This window comes from Thermomonospora cellulosilytica, assembly GCF_014138835.1.
In the GTDB taxonomy this organism is placed as follows: domain Bacteria; phylum Actinomycetota; class Actinomycetes; order Streptosporangiales; family Streptosporangiaceae; genus Thermomonospora; species Thermomonospora amylolytica.
Window position 1 is genome coordinate 2840483 of record NZ_JACJII010000001.1, and the last position, 20926, is coordinate 2861408.

Genomic DNA, 20926 nt, shown 5'->3' on the forward strand with positions numbered 1-20926 from the left:
CCCCCTCGTGCTCGGACCGTCCACAGCACACCACCTGACCAGCGTTCATGTCCAAGACACAATGACCGGAAGGTCCATATGGATTCCGATATGGTTGCTGGTCGTGAATCTGGTGGGGCATCTGGAATGCTTCGTCGCGGTCGCCGAGGAACTGCACTTCGGCCGGGCCGCCGAACGCCTCGGGATGGCGCAGCCGCCGCTCAGCCAGCGCATCCGGCGGCTGGAGGACGAGCTGGGCATCCGGCTGTTCGACCGGTCCAGCCGGCATGTCGAGCTGACCGCCCCCGGGCGGCTGCTGCTGGCCGAGGCCCGTGACATCCTCACCCGGGTGGACCGGATCTACTCGCTGGCGGCGCGGGCCCGGCTGGGCGCGGTCGGCACGCTGCGCGCCGGGCTGCCCGCCGGGCTGGGCGGGCCGGTGCTGGCCGCGCTGATCGAGGCGTTCCGCGAGCACTGCCCCGACCTGCGGCTGGAACTGCAGGAGAGCGGCACCGCCGAGCAGTGCCGGGCGCTGGCCGAGGGCGCGCTGGACGTGGGGGTGCTGCGGCATCCCTGCGACGCCCGGGACTTCGAGCTGGGGCCGATGCTGGCCCAGCCGGTCGGGGCGCTGGTGCCCGCCGACTCCCCGTACGCCGCCCGCGAGGCGCTCCACCCGGCCGACCTGGCGGACCGGGAGGCGGTGCTGTTCCCCCGCGACGACGCCCCCGGCGCCCACGACGAACTGCTGGCCGCCTGCCGCCGCCACGGCTTCGACCCGGCCGCCGTCCACCAGGCCCGGCACCCGCAGTTCGCGCTCGGCCTGGTGCTGGCGGGCACGGCGGTGGCCCTCACCCCGCGCGTCGAGGACAGCGAGGGCGTGGTGTGGCGGCCGTTCGCCGCCGACCCGCTGGTGCTGCGGACCTCCTGCGCCTGGCCCAGGGGACGGCGCGACCCGGTGCTGGAACGGGCCGTCGAACGGTTCGTGTCGATCGCCACCGGCGTGCTGCGCCGCCACGCCGGGATGACCCCGCTCGAACGGGCCGTCCCGCGCCGCGTCGTCGCCCGCCCGTCCTCGGGATTCCTGGTATGAGCGAGCCGGAGGCGCGCGGCGCCGCAGGACGCGTCGAAGGCCCGCGGGGGGCGCGCACGAGCCGGGTGGCGGCGCGGATCGAGCGCGCGTTCCGGGACGCCGGGGTGGTCGGATGCCTGGCCGCGATCGACGTCGACGACGAGACCCGGCGGGTCGAGGTGCGCGCCGACGAGCCGGTGGTGATCGCCTCCGTGCTCAAGGTGCCGCTGCTGGTGGCGTTCTACCGGCAGGTCGCCGCCGGGCGGATCGACCCGGCCGAGCAGGTGACGCTGCGCCCGGACGAGCGGACCGCGGGACCGACCGGGATCGGGATGCTGCGGGACGAGGTGCGGATGTCGCTGCGCGACCTGGCCGCCATGATGATCACGATCAGCGACAACGCCGCCGCCGACGCCCTGTTCGCCCGGGTCGGCGCGGACACCGTGAACGCCGTGCTGGACGAGCTGGGCCTGCACCGCACCCGGGTGCCCGGCGGCTGCCGCGAACTGTTCGACACGCTGCTGGTGGACGCCGGGGTCGGCGGGATGGACGAGCTGTGGGCGGTGCTGGACGAGCCGGGGCTGCTGGGCCGGCTGCGGGCGCTGGACCCGGCCCGCACCGCCTGCGGCACCCCGGCGGAGATCGCCCGGCTGTTCGCCGCGATCTGGCGGGACGAGGCCGCGCCGCCCGCCGAGTGCGCCCAGATGCGGCGGATCTTCGGGCTCCAGGTGTGGCCGCACCGGCTGGCGTCCGGGTTCCCGTTCGACGACGTGCGGGTCGGCGGCAAGACCGGCACCCTGCCCACCATCCGCAACGAGGCCGGGGTGGTGGAGTACCCCGACGGGGGCCGGTACGCGGTCGCGGTGTTCACCCGCAGCCTCAGCACCGCCGCCGTGCTCCCGCAGGCCGACGCGGTGATCGGGACCGCGGCCCGGCTGGCCGTCGAACACCTGCGCATACCGGGCCGATAGCGGGCGGATAGCATCCGGCACATGCGTTCGCGTCGATCGACACTGGCGGTCCCCGGCAGCAATCCGCGCTTCATCGAGAAGGCCCGGGGCCTGCCCGCCGACGAGGTCTTCCTGGATCTGGAGGACGCGGTGGCCCCCTCCGCCAAGGAGGCGGCCCGCAAGAACGTGGTCGCCGCGCTCAACGAGGGCGGCTGGGGCGGCAAGATCCGCGTGGTGCGGGTCAACGACCTGCGGACCCACTGGACGTACCGGGACGTCATCGAGGTCGTCGAGGGCGCGGGCGCCAACCTCGACTGCGTGATGCTGCCCAAGGTCCAGGAGCCCGGCGACGTGCGGTGGCTGGACCGCCTGCTCACCCAGATCGAGACCACCATGGGGTACGAGGTCGGCCGGATCGGCATCGAGGCGCAGATCGAGGACGCCCGCGGGATGACCGACATCGACGCCATCGCCGCGTCCTCGCCCCGCCTGGAGACCCTGGTGTTCGGCCCCGGCGACTTCATGGCCTCGATCAACATGAAGACGCTGACGGTGGGGGAGCAGCCGCCCGGCTACACCGAGGGCGACGCCTACCACTACATCCTGATGCGGATCCTGCTCGCCGCCCGCGCCCACGACCTGCAGGCCATCGACGGGCCGTACTTCAACGTCCGCGACGTCGAGGCGTTCACCCGGGTGGCCAGGCGGTCGGCGGCGCTGGGCTTCGACGGCAAGTGGGTGCTGCACCCGTCGCAGATCGAGGCGGCCAACGAGGTCTTCTCCCCGGACCAGGACGACTACGACCACGCCGAGCTGATCCTGGACGCCTACGAGTACCACACCACCGTGGAGGGCCGGGGCGCGGCGACGCTGGGCGACGAGATGATCGACGAGGCGTCCCGCAAGATGGCCCTGGTCATCGCCGCCAAGGGCCGTGCCGCGGGGCTGCGGCGCACCAAGTCCTTCCAGCCGCCCGGGAACTGAACCGGGCATACCGTTCGTCCGATCGACAGAGGGGGATTTTTCCGGTGGCGGAGGAGCAGGAGACCGGCGGCTGGGCGTCACCCGACCCGAGCATGAGGGACGGCGCCGCGCCGCGCTCCGGCGACCCCGCCCCGCCCGCCGGTCCCGGACCAGCACAGCCCGCCGGACCCGCGGCGCCCGTGGAACCCGAGGTGCCGCTGGGACCCGCGCCGATCCTGCCGCCCGCGCAGGACGTGGTGCCGCAGCAGCCGCAGCCCTGGCCCGGGGCGTACGGGACGGCCCCCGGCCACGGCTGGAACGGGCATCAGGGCCCGCCGCCCCATCCGGTGCCGTACGGGCCGCCCCCGGTCAAGGAGCCCTGGATCGTGGAGACCCCGCCCGGGGTCCCCTACCAGCGGATGGCCCGCAACCGGGTCCAGCGGTGGTGGCGGCCGGTCGCCGGGACCTTCGCGATCGTGCTGGCCGGGGTGCTGGCGCTGGTGCCGATCTTCATCGGCTGGGTCCTGGTGGACATCGCGGTGTCCGGGCGGGATCCGGACGCGCTCACCGACCCGGACGGGCCGCTGTTCGGCAGCGTGAACGCCGAGCTGGGCTTCACCCTGGTGTCGGTGGCGATCTTCCTGCCGTTCGTGCTGCTGGCCGCGCCGATCTTCCAGCGGCGGCGGCCGGGCACCCTGTCGTCGGTGACCGGGCGGCTGCGCTGGCGCTGGCTGCTGCTGTGCCTGGGGCTGTCGGTGCTGATCAGCATCGTGTCGTTCTTCTTCAGCTGGGGGGCGAGCCTGCTGGTGGACGACACCGCCGTCGCCGCCGAGGAGGGGAGCTGGGTCGGCTGGAGCGCCTTCTGGGTCCCGCTGGTGCTGGTGGTGCTGCTGGTGCCGGTCCAGGCGACCGCCGAGGAGTACTTCTTCCGCGGCTGGCTGCTGCAGTCCATCGGCAGCTGCACCCTGGAAGGACGCACCGGGCGGGTGGCCCGCAGGCTGGGCGCGGCGTTCCGCACCCCGTGGCTGGCGATCTGCATCAGCGGGGTCGGCTTCATGTCGCTGCACGGCTATGTCGGCTGGGCGGCGGGGGCGATCTTCGCGTTCGCCGTGATCACCGGCTGGCTGACGGTCCGCACCGGCGGGCTGGAGGCCGCCATCGCCATCCACGTGATGAACAACGTGGTGGCGTTCCTGCTCCCCGCCGCGCTGGGGCAGCTGAGCCTGGAGCAGGGGGCGATCCCGTTCCCCTACGTGGTCGCCGACGTGCTGCCGATGGTGCTGTACGCGGTGATCGCGGTGGCGCTGGCACGGCGGCTCAGGCTGCAGACGGTGACCGGGTCCACGCCCGTCGCGCAGACGCCCGTCACGCGGGAGTGAGCGGGTCCCCGAACGACCAGCCCTCCGCCAGCAGGTCGTCGACCGCGCGCACGGCGGCGGCCATCCGCTCGTCGTGCGGGCCGGACACCACGATGTGCGGCAGGTCCCGGCGTTCCAGCTCCTCCCGGAAACGCCGGGCCATCCGCGAGCGGATCTTCTCCCCGTCCCGCCAGCCGTCCTGCTCGAACGGCACCCCGTCGATGTCGGTGAGGATCCACAGGTGGTGCGGCGCGCGTTCGTGCAGCGCCTCCACCCGCGACGGCCAGGTCCGCAGATAGCGTTCGTGCCACAGGCAGGTCGCCAGCGCGTCGGTGTCGCACACCAGCAGCGGCGACCCCGAACGCGCGGCGGCCTCCTCCAGCGCCAGATGCCGCTCGGCGATCAGCGTGAACTCCTCCGAACGCCACGTCAGGTCCCCGATCCACAGCGACGGGTCCTCGCGGCGGGCCAGCGCCAGCTTCTCCTCGCAGTAGGTCCGCCCGTACTCCGGCACCCACCGCGTCGCCGCCCACACCCCGCCCCGCGCGGCGTAGTGCGCCGCCAGCGCGCGGGCCAGGGTGGTCGTCCCCGAGGACTCCGCGCCCAGCACCACCACCCGGCGGGCCAGGTACGCGCGGACCGGCGGGGACAGCCACTCCCAGCAGCCCACCGGGTCCCGCCGCACCGCCGTGCCGCTGACCGGGAACCGCTCGCGCGGCGGATCCACCGGAACGTGCGCCGCCGACATCCGGCGGGCCAGCTCGGGCCCGTACGCCTCCGAGCTGAACACCGCGTCGACCGGCGGCGGCTCCACGCCCAGCCCGCGCCCCAGCGCCAGCCCCTCCCGGAACGCCGCCACGTGCATCGACCAGATCTCGTCGGAGCCGTAGTCGATCGGGGCGTCGTCCATCACCGGGACGATCTCCACGTGCGGCTGCGGATGCGCCTCCCGCAGCCAGGCCGTGCGCAGCGCCAGCGGGATCGTCTCCACCGTGGAGGCCGCCACCACCACGGTGACGCGCTCGCACGCCCCGGCCGCGGTGTCGATCAGGTGGTGGTGACCGGCGTGCGGCGGATAGAACTTGCCGATCACCAGGCCGTGCCGGAACGTCATGCCCTCGCGACCGCCTCCCGGGCCCGCCAGTCGCCCCGCCAGGCCACCAGCCCCATCACGCACAGGCTCAGGAACACCACGTACAGGACGCTGGTCAGGTACAGCTCCTTGTAGGCGTACAGCGGGATGTAGATCAGGTCCACGGTGATCCACAGGTACCAGGACTCCAGCCGCTTGCGGCACTGCCCGTACGTCGCCGTCAGCGAGATCGCCGTGGTCAGCGCGTCCCAGAACGGCACCGTCGAGTCGGTGTGGGCGGCCAGGATCCAGGTCATCAGCGCGGTCGCGGCCAGCCCGGCGGCGGCCAGCCCCGCCCACTCGGCCCGGGAGGTGCGGGTGACGACCAGCCGGGTGCGGTCCCGCCCGCCGTACAGCCACGCCCACCAGCCGTACGCCTGCAGCACGATGTAGACGATCTGCAGGGCCGCGTCCGCGTACAGCCCGCCGTCCAGGAACACCAGGCCCAGCAGCGCCACGTTGGCGATGCCGATCGGCCAGTTCCAGATGCTCTGCCGGACCACCAGGTACACGCAGACCGCGCCGGTGACGAAGCCGAGCAGCTCGGCCCGGCTGGTCGGCACCTGGCCGAGGTGGAACGCCGGCTCCAGCAGGGGCCTCAGCAGGTCGTGCAGGGACATGGAACGCTCCCGGGGGGGTCGAACGTCGAGGTGACGTTACTCCGCAGGGAGCGCCCCCCAGCCCGTCAGGGTCTCGACCAGCGCCTCGGTCGTGGGCATCGCGCGCAGCTCGGCGACGCTCGCCCAGCGGGCCTCGGCGGCGTCGTCACCGGGGCGCAGCGTCCCGCCCACCACGGTCGCGAGGTAGTCGTGCACCTCGTACGTCGTCCCGTGCAGGCCCGGCCGGTGGATCGTCCCCGCGTACCCGCCGACCCGCACGACCAGGCCGGTCTCCTCCCGGACCTCCCGGGCCACCGCCTCGGCGTCGGACTCGCCCGGCTCCACCCGCCCGCCGGGGATCGACCACAGCCCCTCGCCGGGCGGCCGTCCCCGCCGGACCACCAGCAGCCGTCCCGCCTCGTCCAGCACGATCGCCCCCACACAGCGCACGGTGCTCATCCGCCCATTCTCGGTGCAAGCACCTCCCAAGGGGCTTGACTGGAGGGCGAACGCGGACGAACGTGAGGTTTCGTGAGGGCCGAGCCCACCTGCCCGCGCTGTGGTCGGGCGGTGCGCGCGCCGGGACTGTGGTCGAGCGACTGGACCTGTGCCGCGCACGGAGCCGTCCTGCCCCGCCAGCCCGCCCGGCGGCCGTCCCCCGAGGGGCTGGCCGCGGTGCTGCGGGACGCCCGGGTGCCGGTGTGGGTCCCCTGGCCGCTCCCGGCGGGCTGGCTGGTCACCGGGTTCCTGGACGTGGGCGACGAGCGCACCGGCGCCCGCGCCTGCGCGGTGGCGCTCTCCGGGCCCAACCTGATGCACGGCCCCGCCGACATGCTGCTGATCGCCGAGGAGCCCGGGGTGGGGCTGGGCGCCCACTTCGCCGGGGTGGAGGAGTCCGCCGCCGCCGGGGTCTGCGCCGGCGGGCGGCCGAACGCCACCGTCGAGATCCGCACGGTGCCCACCCGCCCCCACCAGGTGCCGCTGTGGGCGCTGGACGGCGCGCCCGACCGGGCCGTCTACGTCGGCGAGGCGATGGGTTGCTGGCTGTGGACGGTGCTGTGGCCCGCCGAGGCCGGGGTCCTGCTGGTGGACGAGCTCGAGCTGCTGGACCTGCGCGATCCGGGCATGCACCTGGACATCCCGTTCGGCGCGTTCTGCCCCCGGCTGGAGGAATAACGGCCCCGCGGCGCCGGGAACGGCCGCGGGGCCGCCGGGAGCGGATAAGGTCTGTCGCGTGGACGCGCGTATCGAACAGGTGGTGTCGAAGGGCAAGTGCACCTTCGAGGACACCCAGTACGAGGTCGAGAGCAACACCTACATCGTCGGGGACGACGACGAGGTCATCGTGATCGACCCGGCGCACGACGCCGAGGCCATCCTCAAGGCGGTCGGCGACCGGGAGGTCATGGCGGTCATCTGCACCGACGGCCTCGACGCCCACCTGAACGCCGTGCTGGAGGTGGCGGCCGCCGGGGAAGAGGACGAGGACGACTGGGCGCCGATCGCCCTGCACCGGCACGACCGGATCCTGTGGCGCGACTTCTTCGCCCGCCTCGCCAAGGAGGAGGAGGACGAGGACGACCAGCAGGCCCTGCGGTCGCTGGAGCCCGACATCTGGCTGGAGGACGGCGGGATCTTCGAGATCGCCGGGGTGCAGCTCGAGGTGCACCACACGCCGGGGCACACGCCCGGCAGCGTGAGCATCTACTGCGAGCAGCTCGGCGTGCTGTTCTCCGGCGACACCCTGCACCGCGGCAAGCCGGGCTCGATCGCCGGCAACTTCGCCGACCTGCGCCAGCAGCTCAACTCCATCGGCTCGCTGCTGACCCCGCTGCCCAAGGACACCCGGGTGCTGCCCGGCCAGGGCCCGGAGACCACGGTCGGCGACGAGGACGCCCGCTGGGAGAGCTGGGGCGAGCTGGCCAGGGAATCCGACGACTGAGCCGGGGGTCACCCTCATCGAACAGCTCGGCTTCGAGGGCATGCCGCGACGGCTGTACTCCTGTACGCCGTCCCGGCTGAACGCCTGGCTGGACTGCCCCCGGCGCTACCGGATGACCTATCTGGACCGGCCGGCGCCGCCCAGGGGCCCGCGGTGGGCGCACAACAGCCTCGGCATCGGCGTGCACAACGCGCTGGCGTCCTGGTGGCGGCTGCCGCCGTCCGAACGCACCCCCGAGGCGGCGGGCGCGCTGGTGGTCCGGCACTGGATCGACGACGGGTTCCGCGACGCCGAGCAGTCCGCCGCGTGGCGGGAGCGCGCCCGCGCGATGGTCGAACGGTACGCGGCGGACCTGGACCCGGCGGACGAGCCGCTCGGGGTGGAGCGCACCGTCGCCGCCAAGACCGCCCGCATCGCCGTGCAGGGCCGCGTCGACCGGCTCGACGCCCGGGACGGCGAGCTGGTGGTGGTGGACTACAAGACCGGGCGGCACGAGCCGACCCCGGACGACGCGCGTTCCTCGCTGGCCCTGGCGATCTACGCGGTCGCCGCCTCGCGGGTGCTGCGCCGCCCCTGCCACCGGGTCGAGCTGCACCATCTGCCCAGCGGGACGGTCGCGGCCTGGGACCACACCGCCGGGTCGCTGGAACGGCACATCCGCCGCGCCGAGCAGATCGCCGAGGAGGCGGCCGAGGCCGACGAGGCGTACCGGGAGCGGCTGCGCCCGGCGGCCCCGCCGTCCCCGGATCCCGAGGGCGGCATCGACCACACGCCGTTCGACGAGGTCTTCCCGCCGCGTCCGGGGAACCTGTGCGCCTGGTGCGACTTCAACCGGCTCTGCCCGGAGGGCAGGCGGGCCGCCCCGGCCAAGGAACCCTGGGCGGCGCTGACCGCCGCCGAGGAGCCCGCGACCTGAGCCCGCTCAGGCCGCGTCACGGTCGCGCCACCCGGTCAGTCCGCCGCCCGCGTCGTGACCCCCGGCCCGAGTCCGGTCAGGCCGCCGTCGCGGGGCGTCGGCGGGAGGGCCAGCGGCGGGGGTCGCGCAGGCCGATCAGTCCCCTGCTCATGTCGTAGCCCTCGGCGGCCAGGCCCTGGCGGGCGCGGTCCAGCATGTCCCGGGTTGGCTTCATGAACGAGTAGTCGTGCAGGGTCTCCGGCACCGAGTTCATCGCCAGCCGGAACGACCGCAGCGCCGCCGTGACCGCGGGCTGCGGCACCTCCGGCAGCAGCCCGTACATCCGCCGCGCCCAGTCCGGCAGCGTGTAGTAGCACAGCGCCCCGAACGGGAAGTACGCCGGCTTGCCCGCGTTCAGGAACCGCAGGTTCTCCGGCAGCTTCGGCCACAGCAGCCACCTGACGGTCTCGACGGCCTCCTCGGTGGCGCGCAGTTCGGGGCGCACCCGCTCGAAGTAGGCCGCCATCTCCGCGACGCCGCCGGGCACCTGCTCCTCGGACAGCCCCACGTAGGCGGCGGTCCGGCGCTGCTCGTCCAGGTAGCGGTCGGCCATCTCGTCGGTCAGCCGCAGCCCGGCCCGGCGGGCGACCTCCAGGTAGGAGTACACCTCGGCGCAGTGCACCCAGCGCAGCAGGTCGGGCTGGTCGAGCCGTTCGGTCTCGCCGGTGTCGCGGTTGACGAACCGCAGCCTGGCATGGATCTTGCGGACCCGGGCGCTCAGCCGTTCGATGTCCCGCGGGGCGCCGAACGTGGCGACGCCCACGAAGTCGGCGGTGCGCTGCAGCCGCCCGATCGGGTCGTCGCGGAAGGCGGAGTTCTGCCACACCCCCCACATGGCGCGCGGGTGCAGGGCCTGCAGCATGAGGCCGCGCACTCCGCCGACCCACATCGCCCGGTCGATGTGGACGAGCCAGGTGACGCTCTCGGGGGGCTGCACCGTCACCGCCATGGCGACCTCCGGGTCGGTGAGACGAACCGGAGTAAGTGTATCGTTACACGCCCTCGGCGTCCGGGGACGGCCCGGTCAGCGGGCGGTGCCGCACTCGGCCGCCCGCCAGAAGTCGGCCAGGGCGCTGGCGGTGGTCTCCGGGGCCTCCACGGCGGGGGAGTGCGCCGCCCCCGGGATCACCACCCGGGCGGCGCCCAGCCGTTCGGCCATCTCCGCCTGCACCCGCGGCTCCCAGGCGTTGTCGTTCTCGCCGTACAGCACCAGCACCGGCAGGCCGGCCTCGTCGCTCACCTTGGCCAGCTCCTCCACCCGGTCCGGGGCGTCCAGGATCTCCCGGGCCATGGTGAGCAGGCCGGTGACCGAGTTGCCCAGCATCCGGCGGCGCAGGAAGCCGATGATCTCCTCGGGCAGCCGGCCGGCGCGGGCGTCCGGCTCCAGGTGCTCGGCCCAGATCCGGTGGACGCCGAGCTGCGGCAGCATGGTGATCAGCGACTCGGCGTCCCGGCGGCGCGGGCCGGTGATCGCGCTCGGCCCCGAGCTCATCAGCGTGTACGACAGCGGGCGCGCGCCCGCCCCCAGGATCGCCTCCCGGGTGACCAGCCCGCCGAACGAGTGCCCCACCAGATGGGCGGGCTCGGGGCCCAGGACGTCCAGCAGCGCCCGCACGTCCGCGCCCAGCGCGGGCAGGGTGTAGGCGGCCTCGTCCTCCGGGCCGGTGCTCTCGTACTGGCCGCGCATGTCGATCGCCACCACCCGCCGGCCCGGCCGCGCCAGGCTCTGCAGGACGGCGATGAAGTCCTCCTTGCTGCCGGTGAACCCGGGCACCAGCAGCGCCGGACAGCGTTCGGGTACCCCCGATCCGGGCAGCGCCTCCAGCGCGGCGAACGTGCCGCGGGAGGTCTCGATCTCCGTCCGGCGCACACCGGGCGGCAGGGTCAGAAACCGGGGCGTACTCACAGGCCGCCAGCATACCGAGGGTCACGAGCGGTGCCCCGCGGCGCTTCACCGGGGCTTCGCCGGTCCGTCCTGGCCGGTTCCCCGCATCGTCGGACGCAGGCGGGGAGCGCTCCGTACGGTGGGTCGCGTGCACGGTATCGCCATGACCGCCATCTCCGCGCACCGCCGCGACCACCACGGCGGATTCGAGAACGCGGCCGGCTCCGGGGCCGAGTACGTGGAGATCGACGTCCGCCGCACCGGGGACGGCCGGCTGGTGGCCCACCACGACCGCACCGTGGGACGGCTGCCGCTGGCGCGCTGCACCTACGAACGGATCCGCGCCGCCGCAGGCCGGCCCGTGCCGCTGCTGCACGAGGCGCTGGAGGCCATCGCCGGCCGCGCGCTGGGCCATCTGGACCTGAAGGAACGCGGCTGCGAGCACGAGACGGTCGAGCTGGCGCTGGACCGGCTCGGCCCGGGCCGCTTCGTGGTCACCACCCGCGATCCGGAGTCGATCCGGCTGATCAAGCGGGACTTCCCCGAGGTCACCACGGCGCTGTCGGTGGGCCGGGCGCTCTGGGAGCGCGGCGCGGTCCGCGACCTGTCCCCGCTGGCGGTGGTCCGCCGGTGCGGGGCCGACATGGTCGCGGTCAACCACCGCCTCGCCAGGCTCGGCGTCCTGGCCAAGTGCGCCCGCGCGGGCCTGCCCGCCATGGTGTGGACGGTCAACGCCGAGCCGCTGATGCGCCGTTTCCTGACCGACCCGCGGGTGGCCGTCCTGGTGACCGACCACCCACGCCGGGCCCTCGCCCTCCGCGGGTCCTGTGCGGGGGGCGGCCCCTCACACTCCCCGTCCGCGGATCCGGACATCCTCGCCGACCCGTCCTCCGCTCGCTCCGGACGGGACGGCCGCGGTGCCCGGACCGCGTCAGGTGAACCGAAGCTCCGCTAGCGCTCCGCTTCGGTTCACCTGCGATGTTCTCCTGGCCGGGGGAAGTTCCGGGGCTCCGCCCCCGGCCCCCCTCCGGATCAGATGATCCGAAGGGGTGTCAGTGCGTCCGGTCGCCCGCGGGGCGGCCGCCGCGGGTGCGGCGACGGGAGCGGGACGGGCGCCGCTGGGGTGCCGGGGGCTCGAAGAGGTCCGGCTCGGTGCCGTCGGACGGCGGGGGCTGGAAGGTGACCAGCGGGACGCCGGTGACGGTGTCGGTCGGCGGGACGATCGGCTCGGGCGCCGGGACGGGACGCGGGGCGGGAGCCTCGGCGACCTCCGGCTCGGCGGGTGCCGCGGCCTCGACCGGCTCCGGCTCGGGGACCTCGACCCGCTCGACCTCGACCTGCTCGACCCGTTCGACCTGCTCGACCTCGGCCTGCTCGGACTGCTCGGCCCGTTCGGTCTGCTCGGTCTCGGCGGCCTGCTCGGCCTGGTCGACCGGCCTGCCGCCGCGGGTGCGCTTGCGGGTGCGGCTGCGCTTGCGCTTGGGGCGTTCGCGCTCGGGTTCCCGGGCGGCCTCGCGGGACCGGGTGCGGCCGGTCTCGCCGATGTCCTCCAGCTCCTCGGCGGCCAGGCCCTCGCGGTCGCGCCGCTCCTTGGGCAGCGTGCCGGTGACGCCCTCCGGGATGCTCAGCGCCTCGTACAGGTGCGCGGAGGTGGAGTAGGTCTCCGGCGGCTCGGGGAACGGCAGGTCCAGCGCGTTGTTGATGAGCTTCCAGCGCGGCAGGTCGCTCCAGTCCACCAGGGTGACCGCGATGCCCTCCTTGCCCGCCCGGCCGGTGCGGCCGATGCGGTGCACGTAGGTCTCGGCGGAGTCCGGGCACTCGTAGTTGACCACGTGGGTGACGTCGTCGACGTCCAGCCCGCGGGCCGCCACGTCGGTGGCCACCAGCACGTCGATCTTGCCGTGCCGGAACGCCCGCAGCGCCCGTTCGCGCTGGCCCTGGCCCAGGTCGCCGTGCACCGCCGCGGCGGCGAACCCGCGCCCCGCCAGGTCGGCGGCGACCCGGTCGCAGGCCCGCTTGGTCTGGCAGAACACCATGGTCAGCCCGCGGCCGGTGGCCTGCAGCAGCCGCGCCAGCATCTCCGGCTTGTCCATCGGGTGGGCCTGGAAGACGTGCTGGGCGACCTGCGGGGTGGCCTCGGACTCGGTGTGCGCCTCGGCCCGCACGTTGGTCGGCCGGCGCAGGTAGCGCCGCGACAGCGCGACGATCTCGCCGGGCATGGTGGCCGAGAACAGCATGGTCTGCCGGTCGTCCGGGACCAGTTCGACGATCCGCTCGATGTCGGGCAGGAAGCCCAGGTCGAGCATCCGGTCGGCCTCGTCCAGCACCATCATCTGGATCTGCGACAGGTCCAGGTGCTTCTGGCGGACCAGGTCCAGCAGCCGGCCCGGAGTGCCGACCACCACGTCCACGCCGTCGCGCAGCGCCTGGATCTGCGGCTCGTAGGCCCGGCCGCCGTACACCGACAGCACCCGGGTGCCGAGCTTGCCGCCGGCCACCAGCAGGTCGTCGGTGACCTGCAGGGCCAGCTCGCGGGTCGGGGCGACCACCAGCCCGCGCGGGGCCTTGCCGCCGTGCTCGATGCGCTGCAGCAGCGGGATGCCGAACGCCAGGGTCTTGCCCGTCCCGGTCCGGGCCTGGCCGATGATGTCGTACCCGCCGAGCCCGATGGGCAGGGCGAGTTCCTGAATGGGGAACGCGTCGACGATGCCCTCGGCCTCGAGGGCGTCGCATATCTCGGAACGAACTCCGAGTTCACGGAACGTAGTCAGGGCTTTCAGCCTCCGTAGTGCGGGGTCCTCGCTCCCGGATCGGCGCCCGGATCGCGCCCGTGGGCGCGTTCCCTCGCCTTCCCCCACCTGGTGCGGTGCCGCCGGAAGCCGCGGATCTCATCGTCGTACCCGGCAGGACTCGAATCCTGCCGTCCGCTTCCGGTGGCCGCGCCGACGCGCGGGAGGGACCAGCCGTCAATCAGTACCTCGGCGACCGCTGTCAGGGGTATGCGCAATCACTCTGCGTGGCTGCGCGCGGTCACACTTCGCGACGCATAGTACCGGTTGCAGGTTCCTGACACCAATAGCCGTTCGAATGTGGTAACGCGCCGGGGCCGGCGATCCATTCCCGTTCCCCGCCGGCGGCGCCCGTGATATTCCAGCATTGTCCGCGGACGGCGGGGCGAGGACGGGGTGGCGGGCGAGCGAGATGACCGACTGGAGGCTGCCCGGATACACCGAGCTGGGCGAGCTCGGGCGAGGCGCGCAGGGGCGGGTGGTGCTGGCCCGCGACGAGACGGACGGGGAGCTCGTCGCGATCAAGTACCTGGATCCGGGGCGGCTGGCCGACGAGCGGGCGCTGGACCGGTTCCGGGGCGAGGCGCGCGCGTTGGCGCAGGTCCGCGACCCGCACGTGGCGCGGCTGCACCGGCTGGTGGAGACCGCCGAGGGCGCGGCGATCGTGCTGGAGGCGGTGCGCGGGGCGTCGCTGCGCACCCTGCTGGACCGGTACGAGCCCATGTCCCCGGAGTCGGCGCTGGCGGTGCTCAAGGGCTCGCTGCTGGGACTGGCCGCCGCGCACGCGGCAGGGGTGATCCACCGCGACTACAAGCCCGCCAACGTGATCGTGCAGCCCGACGGGCTCAGCAAGCTCATCGACTTCGGCGTGGCGGGGCTGGCCGGGGAGCGGTCCGGCGGCGGCACCCCCGCCTACATGGCCCCCGAACAGTGGTCGGGAGGACCGGCCTCCCCGGCCACCGACGTGTACGCGGCGACCTGCGTGTTCTTCGAGTGCGTGACCGGTGCGCGGCCGTATCCGGCGGCGGACCTCGCCGAACTGCGGCGCCGGCACCTGGAGGACCCGGTGCCGGCCGAGGCCGTCCCCGAGCCGCTGCGCCCGCTGCTGGAACGCGGGATGGCCAAGGACCCGGCCGCCCGCCCCATGGGCGCGGCGGCGTTCGTGACGGAACTGGAGGCGGTGGCGGGCGGCGCGTACGGGCCGGACTGGGAGACCCGCGGCTGGGGCGCGCTCGGCGTGGCGACGGCGGCGGTGCTCCCGCTCGCGATGGCGGCGCTGGCGACCGGGGGAGCGGCCGGAGCGGCGGTGGCCGCCGGGGCCGGGGCCGGTACGAGCGCGGCGGGCCAGGGGATCCTGGCGACCACAGCCGCCAAGGTCACCGCGGCGGTCGCCGTCACCGCCACGGTCGCCGGTGCGGGCGTGGGCGCCTACGAGGTGGTCGCCGACGAGCCGCCCCCCGTGGTGCGGCAGGTCAGCCTGAGCACGCCGACGCTGGAACGGACGATCCCGGTGACCGGCCGTCCCGCGATCCGGGTCCTGGGCGCCAGCTACCTCCAGGTCTCCGGCCTGGCCGACCGGGCGGTGCAGGACCGGGCCAACCAGGCGCTGCGCGCGCCGCTGGACAACGCGATCACAAGTTTCCGCCGGTACATGGCGGGCGAGCATCAGCCCACCTCGCCCCCGCGGTGCGCCGAACTGGACGCGGAGGTGGAGATCCGGCTGGGCGGACCCCGGCTGGTGTCGGTGGTCTACCGGTTCGACACGCGGACCTGCTCGGTCGCCGACGAGGACCCCGGCGGCTTCGACGCCGTCACCGTCGACCTGGACACCGGACGCGCGGTGACCGTCGACGACCTGTTCCGGCCGGGCTCCATCGACCGGCTCTCCGAACGGCTCCCCCCGCCCACCCCCGACAGCGGCGAGTGCGGCTACGATCTGCCGCTGCGGCGCGACCGGTTCGCTCCGGGGCGGGCGCCGCTGGGGCATCCCGTGCCGCCGGACATCCTGCTCACCCTCACCGGTACGGCACTGGAGCTGCGGTTCCAGAGCACCCTGCCGTGCCCTGCGGGCCACACCGAGACGCTGCCGCTCGACCGCGTCCGTGACCTGCTCAGCCCGCAGGTCCTCGCGGCGCTCACCACCGCTCCCACACCGGAAAGGTCTTGATGTACGACGATCAGTGGCGTCTGGAGGGCTTCGAGGAGATCCGCGAACTCGGGTCGGGAGCGCAGGGCCGGGTGGTGCTGGCCCGGCACACCGAGTCCGGCACCCCGGTGGCGATCAAGTACCTGGCCCGCGGCGAGGGCGACGACGAGGCCGTGGAGCGGCTCCGCCAGGAGGCCCTCATGCTGGCCAAGGTCACCGACCCGCACGTGGTGCGGCTGTACCGGTTCGCGGCGGGGGAGCGGGGCGCGGCGCTTGTGATGGAGGCGATCGACGGCGTCTCCCTCAAGGAACTGCTGGCCCGGCACGGCGCGATGCCTCCCGAGGCGGCGCTGGCCGTGCTCAAGGGCTCGCTGCTGGGGCTGGCCGCCGCGCACGCGGTGGGTGTGGTGCACCGCGACTACAAGCCCGCGAACGTGGTGGTCCAAGGGGACGGGCTCAGCAAGCTCATCGACTTCGGGATCGCGGCCCTCACCGGGGTCGGCTCCCGCGAGGGCAGCCCCGCGTACATGGCCCCCGAGCAGTGGCGCGGCGAGCCCGCCACCCCCGCCACCGACGTGTACTCGGCGACCTGCGTGTTCTTCGAGTGCGTGACGGGCGCCAAGCCCTACTCCGCGCCCGACCCCATGCTGCTGATGCACCGGCACCTGAACGACCCGATACCGGTCGAGGCCGTTCCCGAGGCCCTGCGGCCGCTGCTGGAACGCGGCATGGCCAAGGACGGGACGCGACGGCCGGCCGGAGCGGCGGCGTTCGTCGCCGAGCTGGAGTCGGTGGCGTCCGCCGCGTACGGGCCGGACTGGGAGCAGCGCGGCGTGCGGGTGCTGGCGACCGGGGCGGTGGCGCTGGCGGCGATGTTCCCGCTGGGCGCCGCGCTGGCCCCCGCGGCGTCCGGCGCCGCCGGCGCCATGGGCGCGGGGACCGCGGCGGCCGGCACGTCGGCGGCCGGGGCGGCCTCCGCCGGGGCCGCCGGCACCGGGCTGCTGGCGACGGCCGGAGCCAAGATCACCATGGCGGTGGCGGGCACCGCGCTGGCGGTCGGCGCGGGCACCACCGTCGCCGCCGTCACCGGAGGCGAGGACGAACCCCCCGCCCCGGTCGTGCAGAACGTCGCGTTCAGCACCCCGCTCCTGGGCGACCGCACCATCGAGGTCGCCGGCGGGCGGCGGCTGCTGGTCCGCGGGATGCGGTACGCGCAGATCACCGGGCACACCGACGCCGCGCTCCAGGAGCGGATCAACGCCGCGCTGCGAGCGCCCCTGGACACCGCCGTCGAGGCCGCGCAGCGCGTCGTCCGGCAGGACCCGCAGATGGGGCGTCCCGGCATCCAGTGCGACGGCGCGCAGATCTCGGCCAGGGCCGTGCCCGGACTGCGCACCGGCAGGCTGATCTCGGTCCGCTACGAACTGCGCGCCGGGTGGGTCTGCAACAGCGACTTCGTCTCCGACTGGGCGATCACGGTGACCGTCGCGCTGGACAGCGGGAAGGCGCTGGCCGCCGCCGACGTCTTCACGCCCGCCACCCTCACCCCGGCCGGGCTGGGCACGCTGTGGTCCCGGGTGCCCAAGCCCGCCCCCGAGCCGAACCCGGCCGGCGCCCCCTGCACCCCGCCCGCCCGGATCACCCCGGCCGACCTGCGCCCGGCCGCCCAGGGGGTGAACGACGCGCCGGTCGACATCGGGTTCACCGCGCAGGGGATGACCGTCTCGGTGCAGCCCGCCGGCGGCGACTTCTGCACGTTCATGACGCTGACCGTGCCGTACGACCGGGTACGGGACCTGATGCTGCCGAGGTTCGCCGAACTGCTGCCGCGGTGACCCGGGCACGCCGAGACCCCCGCCCCGGATCGGGCGGGGGCCTCGGCATCGTGTCGGCCGTGTCGGTCAGAAGGTGCCGCGCCGGGTCCGGCGCCAGCCCCCGCCGCGGCCGCCGCCCCGGTGGGCGGAGGTCAGCAGCGCCACCCCGCCGGCCGCGACGAGCACCGCGAACACCAGTGCGACCAGGTCGCCCGCGCCGAGCGCGTTCGAGATCATTCCGCCGACCAGCGCGCCGGCGATCCCGACCAGCACCGTCAGCACCACGCCGATCGGGTTGCGGCCGGGCAGCAGCAGCCGGGCCAGACCGCCGATCACGGCGCCGACGACGATCAGCCAAAGGATCATCGTGAGCATGTCGTCACTCACCATCCGCTCTGGGGGCCGCGTGGTCCGCGGCCCGCTGGACGCAGATCGGTATGCCCGCTCGGCGGAACTTAAACGGCAGGTCAAACCCGCAGCTCAGGCCGGAGGAGGGATCACATGCCGCCGAACCCCACGGTGCGGCGGTCCTCCTCGCCGATCTCCAGATAGCCGACCCGGGCCGCGGGCACCACCACCCGGCCGCCCCGCTCGTCCTTGAGCGCCAGCACCCCGTTCTCGGCGGCCAGCGCGTCGGCCAGCGCCCGCTGCACCTCGTCGGCGGACAGCGTGGTCTCGATGACGAGTTCCTTGGGCACGTACTGCACCCCGATGCGCACCTGCACCCGATGCTCCCTTCGGCGGACCGTCCGTCCCTCCGATCGTCGCACGCCCCTGGAGCCCCGAGAGCCGCGCTACGCGCCGAGCGAAGCGGGAGTGGTCAGGCGTGTTGCTTGTGGGGGAGGACCCCCACGCCCCCAAGAGGCAGGCTGACCGTCCTCGCTCGCTGGCGCTCGCTGCGGCGCTCAGCCTGCGACGGGGAAGCCGGAGATGCCGCGCCAGGCCAGGCGGGCGATCAGCTTCTCGGCGGTGTCCTTGGGGATGGAGCCGTGCTGCGACAGCCAGTAGCGGGCGCTCACCTCGGCCATCCCGACCAGGCCCATGCCGAGCAGGAACGCCTCCTCGGCGGGGGTCTGGGTGTCCTCGGCGATGACCCGGGCGATCATCTCGGCGCACTGGTGGTTGGCCCGGTCGACGCGGGCCCGCACCGGGGCCACGTTGCGCAGGTCGGACTCGAACACCAGCCGGTAGGCCTCCCCGTCACCGGCCACGAAGTCGTAGAACGCCTGCATGCTGGCCTGCACCCGGCGCTTGTTGTCGGTGGTCGACTCCAGCGCCTCGCGCACGATCTTCACCAGCGCCTCGGCGTGCTCGTCCAGCAGCGCCAGGTACAGCTCCAGCTTGCCCGGGAAGTGCTGGTACAGCACCGGCTTGCTGACGCCCGCCCGCTCGGCGATCTCGTCCATCGCGGCGGCGTGGTAGCCCTGCGCGACGAACACCTCCTGCGCCGCGCCGAGCAGCTGCCGCCGTCGGGCCGGCCGGGGCAGCCGGGTGCCACGTGGACGGGCGTCCGGGGTCGCGGTCACCGCACTCTCCGATCGCTTCGCGGGCGGCGGGCGCCGCCTCGTCTCTCGTTCGCCATATCCTACGCGCGGGTAACCTCGAAGGTCACCTTCGGAGCGCCTCCCGGGGGTCCTCCCGCGGGCGGCGCACAGGTCACCGGTAGTCGTCCTCGTCCAGCTCGACGATCCGGTCCTGCTCGACGGCGTCGGCCTCGTTGGCGTCGAACGGGACCTCCTCGCGCCAGACCGGCCGGTCCTCCTCGTCGGTCAGCGGCAGCCGCTGCTCGAAGGCGTCCACCTCCGGCGCCTCCACGTCCCGCTCGTCCCTCTCGCTCATCAAGCCCCCTCGTCGTCCGGCCTTCCACAACCGTTCACAGCCGTGCGGCGAGCTCGCGCAGCGACGCCTCGACGGCCTCCCCGTAGGCCGGGACCGCGTGCACGACCTCGGTGAGGACGGCCAGCGGGATCTCCGCCCGGATCGCCATCGTGATCTCGCCCATCCACTCCTCAGCGTACGGCCCGACGGCGGCGGCGCCGACCAGCAGGCCGGTGGAGCGGTCGGCGTACAGCTCGACCCGGCCCCCGGCCCCGCCGTCCATCCGCCCGGTCAGGCCGGTGCGCTCCACGCGGCCCCGGGTCGTGGCGGCCAGATCGTACCCCGCGCAAAGCAGGTCCATCCCGGCGTTCGCGGCCTCCTGCGGCGACACCCCGACCGCGTACACCGCCGGGCTGGTCGGCACCACCCGCGGGAGGGCGCGGTAGTCGGCCTCGCGGCGCTTGCCGAGCACCCCCGCGGCGGCCACCCGGGCCTGGTAGGCGGCGGCGTGCACGGTGCGCCGGCCGGTCACGTCGCCGGCCGCCCACAGCCCCGGCACGGGCCCCTCGACGCCCAGCACCCGGCAGTACTCGTCGACCGGCAGCGGCTCGCCCGGCGTCAGGTCCACGCCCGCCTCGGCCAGCGCCAGGTCCTCGGTGCGGGGGCGGCGGCCGGCGGCGACCAGGACCCGGTCGGCGTCCAGCGCGCCGCCGTCCGACAGCCACAGCCGGACCCCCGGGAAGGTGCGCTCCACCTTGACCGGCTCCGTCCCCAGCCGCAGGTCCACGCCCATCCGGCGGAGCGCGTCACCGAGGATCTCCCCGGTGAACGGGGCCTCGGCGGACAGCAGCCGCCCGGCCTGCTCCACCAGCGTCACCTGGGAGCCGAACGCGGCGTAGACCTGCGCCAGCGCGCAGCCCGCCCCGCCGCCGCCCAGCACCACCAGCCGGCGCGGCAGGTCCGGCACGGCCAGCGCCTCGTCGGCGGTCCACATCGGGGCGTCGGCCAGCCCTTCGATGCCCGGCACCACCGGCTCGCTGCCGGTGCAGATCACTATGTCGTCACAGGTCACGGTGGTCTCGCCGACCGTGACCCGGCCCGGCCCGGTGATCCGGCCGTACCCGCGCAGCACGGTGACCCCCGCCCGCTCCGGCGCCGCGCCGTCCGGACCCGCGGTCAGCTCGTCGCGGCGCGCCACGGCGGTCTCCCACGCCTCGCCGCGCCGCGCCGAGTGCAGCAGCGAGGCGGCCGGGAGGGCGGCGCGGTACGGCGTCCCCCGGCCCTCCACCAGCGCCACGTCCCGTCCGGCCTCGGCCAGCTCCACCGCGGCCGGCTCACCGGCCGTTCCCCCGCCCAGCACCACGACGTCGTAATGCGGATTCATCGTCACCGGCACGTCGTCCCTCCCCGCCGCCGTCGATCTCGGTGATCCCCCGTAGGGCAATGGTGGCGGAATCGCCGCGCCTCTGCGTGCCCAATCGAACACAAAGCGCAAGCAGGTCGGCCGGCCGCAGCGGAGCGCCGGCG

The 20926-nt window shown here is 74.4% G+C and carries 21 protein-coding genes; 10 read left to right on the forward strand and 11 right to left on the reverse strand.

Annotation, left to right across the window (positions count from 1 at the left end; translation table 11 throughout):
* Window positions 1-103 precede the first annotated feature (103 nt).
* The 4 genes from HNR21_RS13700 to HNR21_RS13715 are packed head-to-tail and all read left to right on the forward strand — an operon-like array spanning window position 104 to window position 4340.
* Entirely contained in the window at window positions 104-1069 is a 966-nt protein-coding gene (locus HNR21_RS13700) for a LysR family transcriptional regulator (RefSeq protein WP_182705518.1), read from the forward strand.
* Complete coding sequence (locus tag HNR21_RS13705; RefSeq protein WP_182705519.1) at window positions 1066-2019, forward strand: serine hydrolase; 954 nt, start codon at window positions 1066-1068, stop codon at window positions 2017-2019. The genes HNR21_RS13700 and HNR21_RS13705 overlap by 4 nt, the downstream gene beginning before the upstream one ends.
* A 21-nt stretch (window positions 2020-2040) precedes the next feature.
* Window positions 2041-2982 carry an HpcH/HpaI aldolase/citrate lyase family protein gene (locus tag HNR21_RS13710; protein WP_182705520.1) on the forward strand — a complete coding sequence of 314 codons (942 nt, stop codon included), beginning with the start codon at window positions 2041-2043 and terminating at the stop codon, window positions 2980-2982.
* 44 nt (window positions 2983-3026) lie between these two features.
* Window positions 3027-4340, forward strand: coding sequence for a CPBP family intramembrane glutamic endopeptidase (locus HNR21_RS13715; RefSeq protein WP_182705521.1), 1314 nt, complete (start codon window positions 3027-3029; stop codon window positions 4338-4340).
* On the opposite strand, the gene HNR21_RS13720 is transcribed toward HNR21_RS13715, so the two are convergent.
* From HNR21_RS13720 to HNR21_RS13730, 3 genes are read right to left on the reverse strand one after another with little or no spacing between them, the layout of a single operon-like run.
* Window positions 4327-5433 carry an AAA family ATPase gene (locus HNR21_RS13720; RefSeq protein WP_182705522.1) on the reverse strand — a complete coding sequence of 369 codons (1107 nt, stop codon included), beginning with the start codon at window positions 5431-5433 and terminating at the stop codon, window positions 4327-4329. The genes HNR21_RS13715 and HNR21_RS13720 overlap by 14 nt on opposite strands.
* The gene (gene pnuC, locus HNR21_RS13725) at window positions 5430-6071 is read right to left on the reverse strand and encodes a nicotinamide riboside transporter PnuC (protein ID WP_182705523.1); all 642 of its coding nucleotides are present in this window, start codon (window positions 6069-6071) and stop codon (window positions 5430-5432) included. Before pnuC ends, HNR21_RS13720 begins: the two co-directional genes overlap by 4 nt.
* A gap of 36 nt (window positions 6072-6107) precedes the next feature.
* Window positions 6108-6509 (reverse strand): NUDIX hydrolase, encoded by a 402-nt coding sequence (locus HNR21_RS13730; protein WP_182705524.1) that lies wholly within the window; start codon window positions 6507-6509, stop codon window positions 6108-6110.
* A gap of 72 nt (window positions 6510-6581) precedes the next feature.
* Between HNR21_RS13730 and HNR21_RS13735 the strand changes: the two genes are divergently transcribed.
* Genes HNR21_RS13735 through HNR21_RS13745 form a run of 3 tightly spaced genes read left to right on the forward strand, consistent with a single transcriptional unit; the run spans window position 6582 to window position 8908 of the window.
* On the forward strand, window positions 6582-7226 hold the full coding sequence (locus tag HNR21_RS13735) for a DUF6758 family protein (protein WP_182705525.1): 645 nt from the start codon (window positions 6582-6584) through the stop codon (window positions 7224-7226).
* Window positions 7227-7284: 58 nt separating this feature from the next.
* A complete protein-coding gene (locus HNR21_RS13740; RefSeq protein ID WP_182705526.1) occupies window positions 7285-7992 on the forward strand; it encodes an MBL fold metallo-hydrolase in 708 nt (235 codons plus the stop codon).
* A gap of 40 nt (window positions 7993-8032) precedes the next feature.
* On the forward strand, window positions 8033-8908 hold the full coding sequence (locus tag HNR21_RS13745; protein ID WP_182705527.1) for a RecB family exonuclease: 876 nt from the start codon (window positions 8033-8035) through the stop codon (window positions 8906-8908).
* Window positions 8909-8984: 76 nt separating this feature from the next.
* Here the strand turns inward: HNR21_RS13745 and HNR21_RS13750 are convergent, their stop codons facing one another.
* Window positions 8985-9896: an oxygenase MpaB family protein gene (locus HNR21_RS13750; RefSeq protein WP_182705528.1), complete on the reverse strand. Its 912-nt coding sequence runs from the start codon at window positions 9894-9896 to the stop codon at window positions 8985-8987.
* A 75-nt stretch (window positions 9897-9971) separates the two neighbouring features.
* On the reverse strand, window positions 9972-10853 hold the full coding sequence (locus HNR21_RS13755) for an alpha/beta fold hydrolase (RefSeq protein ID WP_182705529.1): 882 nt from the start codon (window positions 10851-10853) through the stop codon (window positions 9972-9974).
* 127 nt (window positions 10854-10980) lie between these two features.
* Here HNR21_RS13755 and HNR21_RS13760 point away from each other — a divergent pair, with 127 nt between their 5' ends.
* Window positions 10981-11787: a glycerophosphodiester phosphodiesterase gene (locus tag HNR21_RS13760; RefSeq protein ID WP_312881020.1), complete on the forward strand. Its 807-nt coding sequence runs from the start codon at window positions 10981-10983 to the stop codon at window positions 11785-11787.
* Between the two features lie 97 nt (window positions 11788-11884).
* On the opposite strand, the gene HNR21_RS13765 is transcribed toward HNR21_RS13760, so the two are convergent.
* A complete protein-coding gene (locus tag HNR21_RS13765; RefSeq protein WP_376766587.1) occupies window positions 11885-13690 on the reverse strand; it encodes a DEAD/DEAH box helicase in 1806 nt (601 codons plus the stop codon).
* A gap of 343 nt (window positions 13691-14033) precedes the next feature.
* Between HNR21_RS13765 and HNR21_RS13770 the strand changes: the two genes are divergently transcribed.
* Together HNR21_RS13770 and HNR21_RS13775 are read left to right on the forward strand one after the other, a co-directional pair.
* Window positions 14034-15788, forward strand: coding sequence for a serine/threonine-protein kinase (locus tag HNR21_RS13770; protein ID WP_182705530.1), 1755 nt, complete (start codon window positions 14034-14036; stop codon window positions 15786-15788).
* A complete protein-coding gene (locus HNR21_RS13775) occupies window positions 15788-17602 on the forward strand; it encodes a serine/threonine-protein kinase (protein WP_119727444.1) in 1815 nt (604 codons plus the stop codon). The genes HNR21_RS13770 and HNR21_RS13775 overlap by 1 nt, the downstream gene beginning before the upstream one ends.
* A gap of 66 nt (window positions 17603-17668) precedes the next feature.
* Here HNR21_RS13775 and HNR21_RS13780 read toward each other — a convergent pair whose 3' ends face one another.
* The 5 genes from HNR21_RS13780 to HNR21_RS13800 all read right to left on the reverse strand — a co-directional run bounded on the left by HNR21_RS13780 (window position 17669) and on the right by HNR21_RS13800 (window position 20795).
* Window positions 17669-17947 carry a GlsB/YeaQ/YmgE family stress response membrane protein gene (locus HNR21_RS13780; protein WP_246442149.1) on the reverse strand — a complete coding sequence of 93 codons (279 nt, stop codon included), beginning with the start codon at window positions 17945-17947 and terminating at the stop codon, window positions 17669-17671.
* Window positions 17948-18078: 131 nt separating this feature from the next.
* Window positions 18079-18306, reverse strand: coding sequence for a DUF3107 domain-containing protein (locus HNR21_RS13785; RefSeq protein ID WP_119727445.1), 228 nt, complete (start codon window positions 18304-18306; stop codon window positions 18079-18081).
* 180 nt (window positions 18307-18486) lie between these two features.
* Window positions 18487-19107, reverse strand: a complete 621-nt coding sequence (locus tag HNR21_RS13790; protein WP_119727446.1) for a TetR/AcrR family transcriptional regulator — start codon at window positions 19105-19107, stop codon at window positions 18487-18489.
* A gap of 130 nt (window positions 19108-19237) precedes the next feature.
* On the reverse strand, window positions 19238-19420 hold the full coding sequence (locus HNR21_RS13795; RefSeq protein WP_119727447.1) for an Rv3202a family protein: 183 nt from the start codon (window positions 19418-19420) through the stop codon (window positions 19238-19240).
* Between the two features lie 34 nt (window positions 19421-19454).
* Complete coding sequence (locus HNR21_RS13800) at window positions 19455-20795, reverse strand: FAD-dependent oxidoreductase (RefSeq protein WP_182705532.1); 1341 nt, start codon at window positions 20793-20795, stop codon at window positions 19455-19457.
* Window positions 20796-20926 lie beyond the last annotated feature (131 nt).

Bases quoted from the DNA above. Each gene is read 5' to 3' on its own strand.
- HNR21_RS13705 (WP_182705519.1), top strand. From the start codon at position 1,066: ATGAGCGAGCCGGAGGCGCGCGGCGCCGCAGGACGCGTCGAAGGCCCG.
- HNR21_RS13710 (WP_182705520.1), top strand. From the start codon at position 2,041: ATGCGTTCGCGTCGATCGACACTGGCGGTCCCCGGCAGCAATCCGCGC.
- HNR21_RS13720 (WP_182705522.1), bottom strand. From the start codon at position 5,433: ATGACGTTCCGGCACGGCCTGGTGATCGGCAAGTTCTATCCGCCGCAC.
- pnuC (WP_182705523.1), bottom strand. From the start codon at position 6,071: ATGTCCCTGCACGACCTGCTGAGGCCCCTGCTGGAGCCGGCGTTCCAC.
- HNR21_RS13730 (WP_182705524.1), bottom strand. From the start codon at position 6,509: ATGAGCACCGTGCGCTGTGTGGGGGCGATCGTGCTGGACGAGGCGGGA.
- HNR21_RS13745 (WP_182705527.1), top strand. From the start codon at position 8,033: ATGCCGCGACGGCTGTACTCCTGTACGCCGTCCCGGCTGAACGCCTGG.
- HNR21_RS13750 (WP_182705528.1), bottom strand. From the start codon at position 9,896: ATGGCGGTGACGGTGCAGCCCCCCGAGAGCGTCACCTGGCTCGTCCAC.
- HNR21_RS13770 (WP_182705530.1), top strand. From the start codon at position 14,034: ATGACCGACTGGAGGCTGCCCGGATACACCGAGCTGGGCGAGCTCGGG.
- HNR21_RS13775 (WP_119727444.1), top strand. From the start codon at position 15,788: ATGTACGACGATCAGTGGCGTCTGGAGGGCTTCGAGGAGATCCGCGAA.
- HNR21_RS13780 (WP_246442149.1), bottom strand. From the start codon at position 17,947: ATGATCCTTTGGCTGATCGTCGTCGGCGCCGTGATCGGCGGTCTGGCC.
- HNR21_RS13795 (WP_119727447.1), bottom strand. From the start codon at position 19,420: ATGAGCGAGAGGGACGAGCGGGACGTGGAGGCGCCGGAGGTGGACGCC.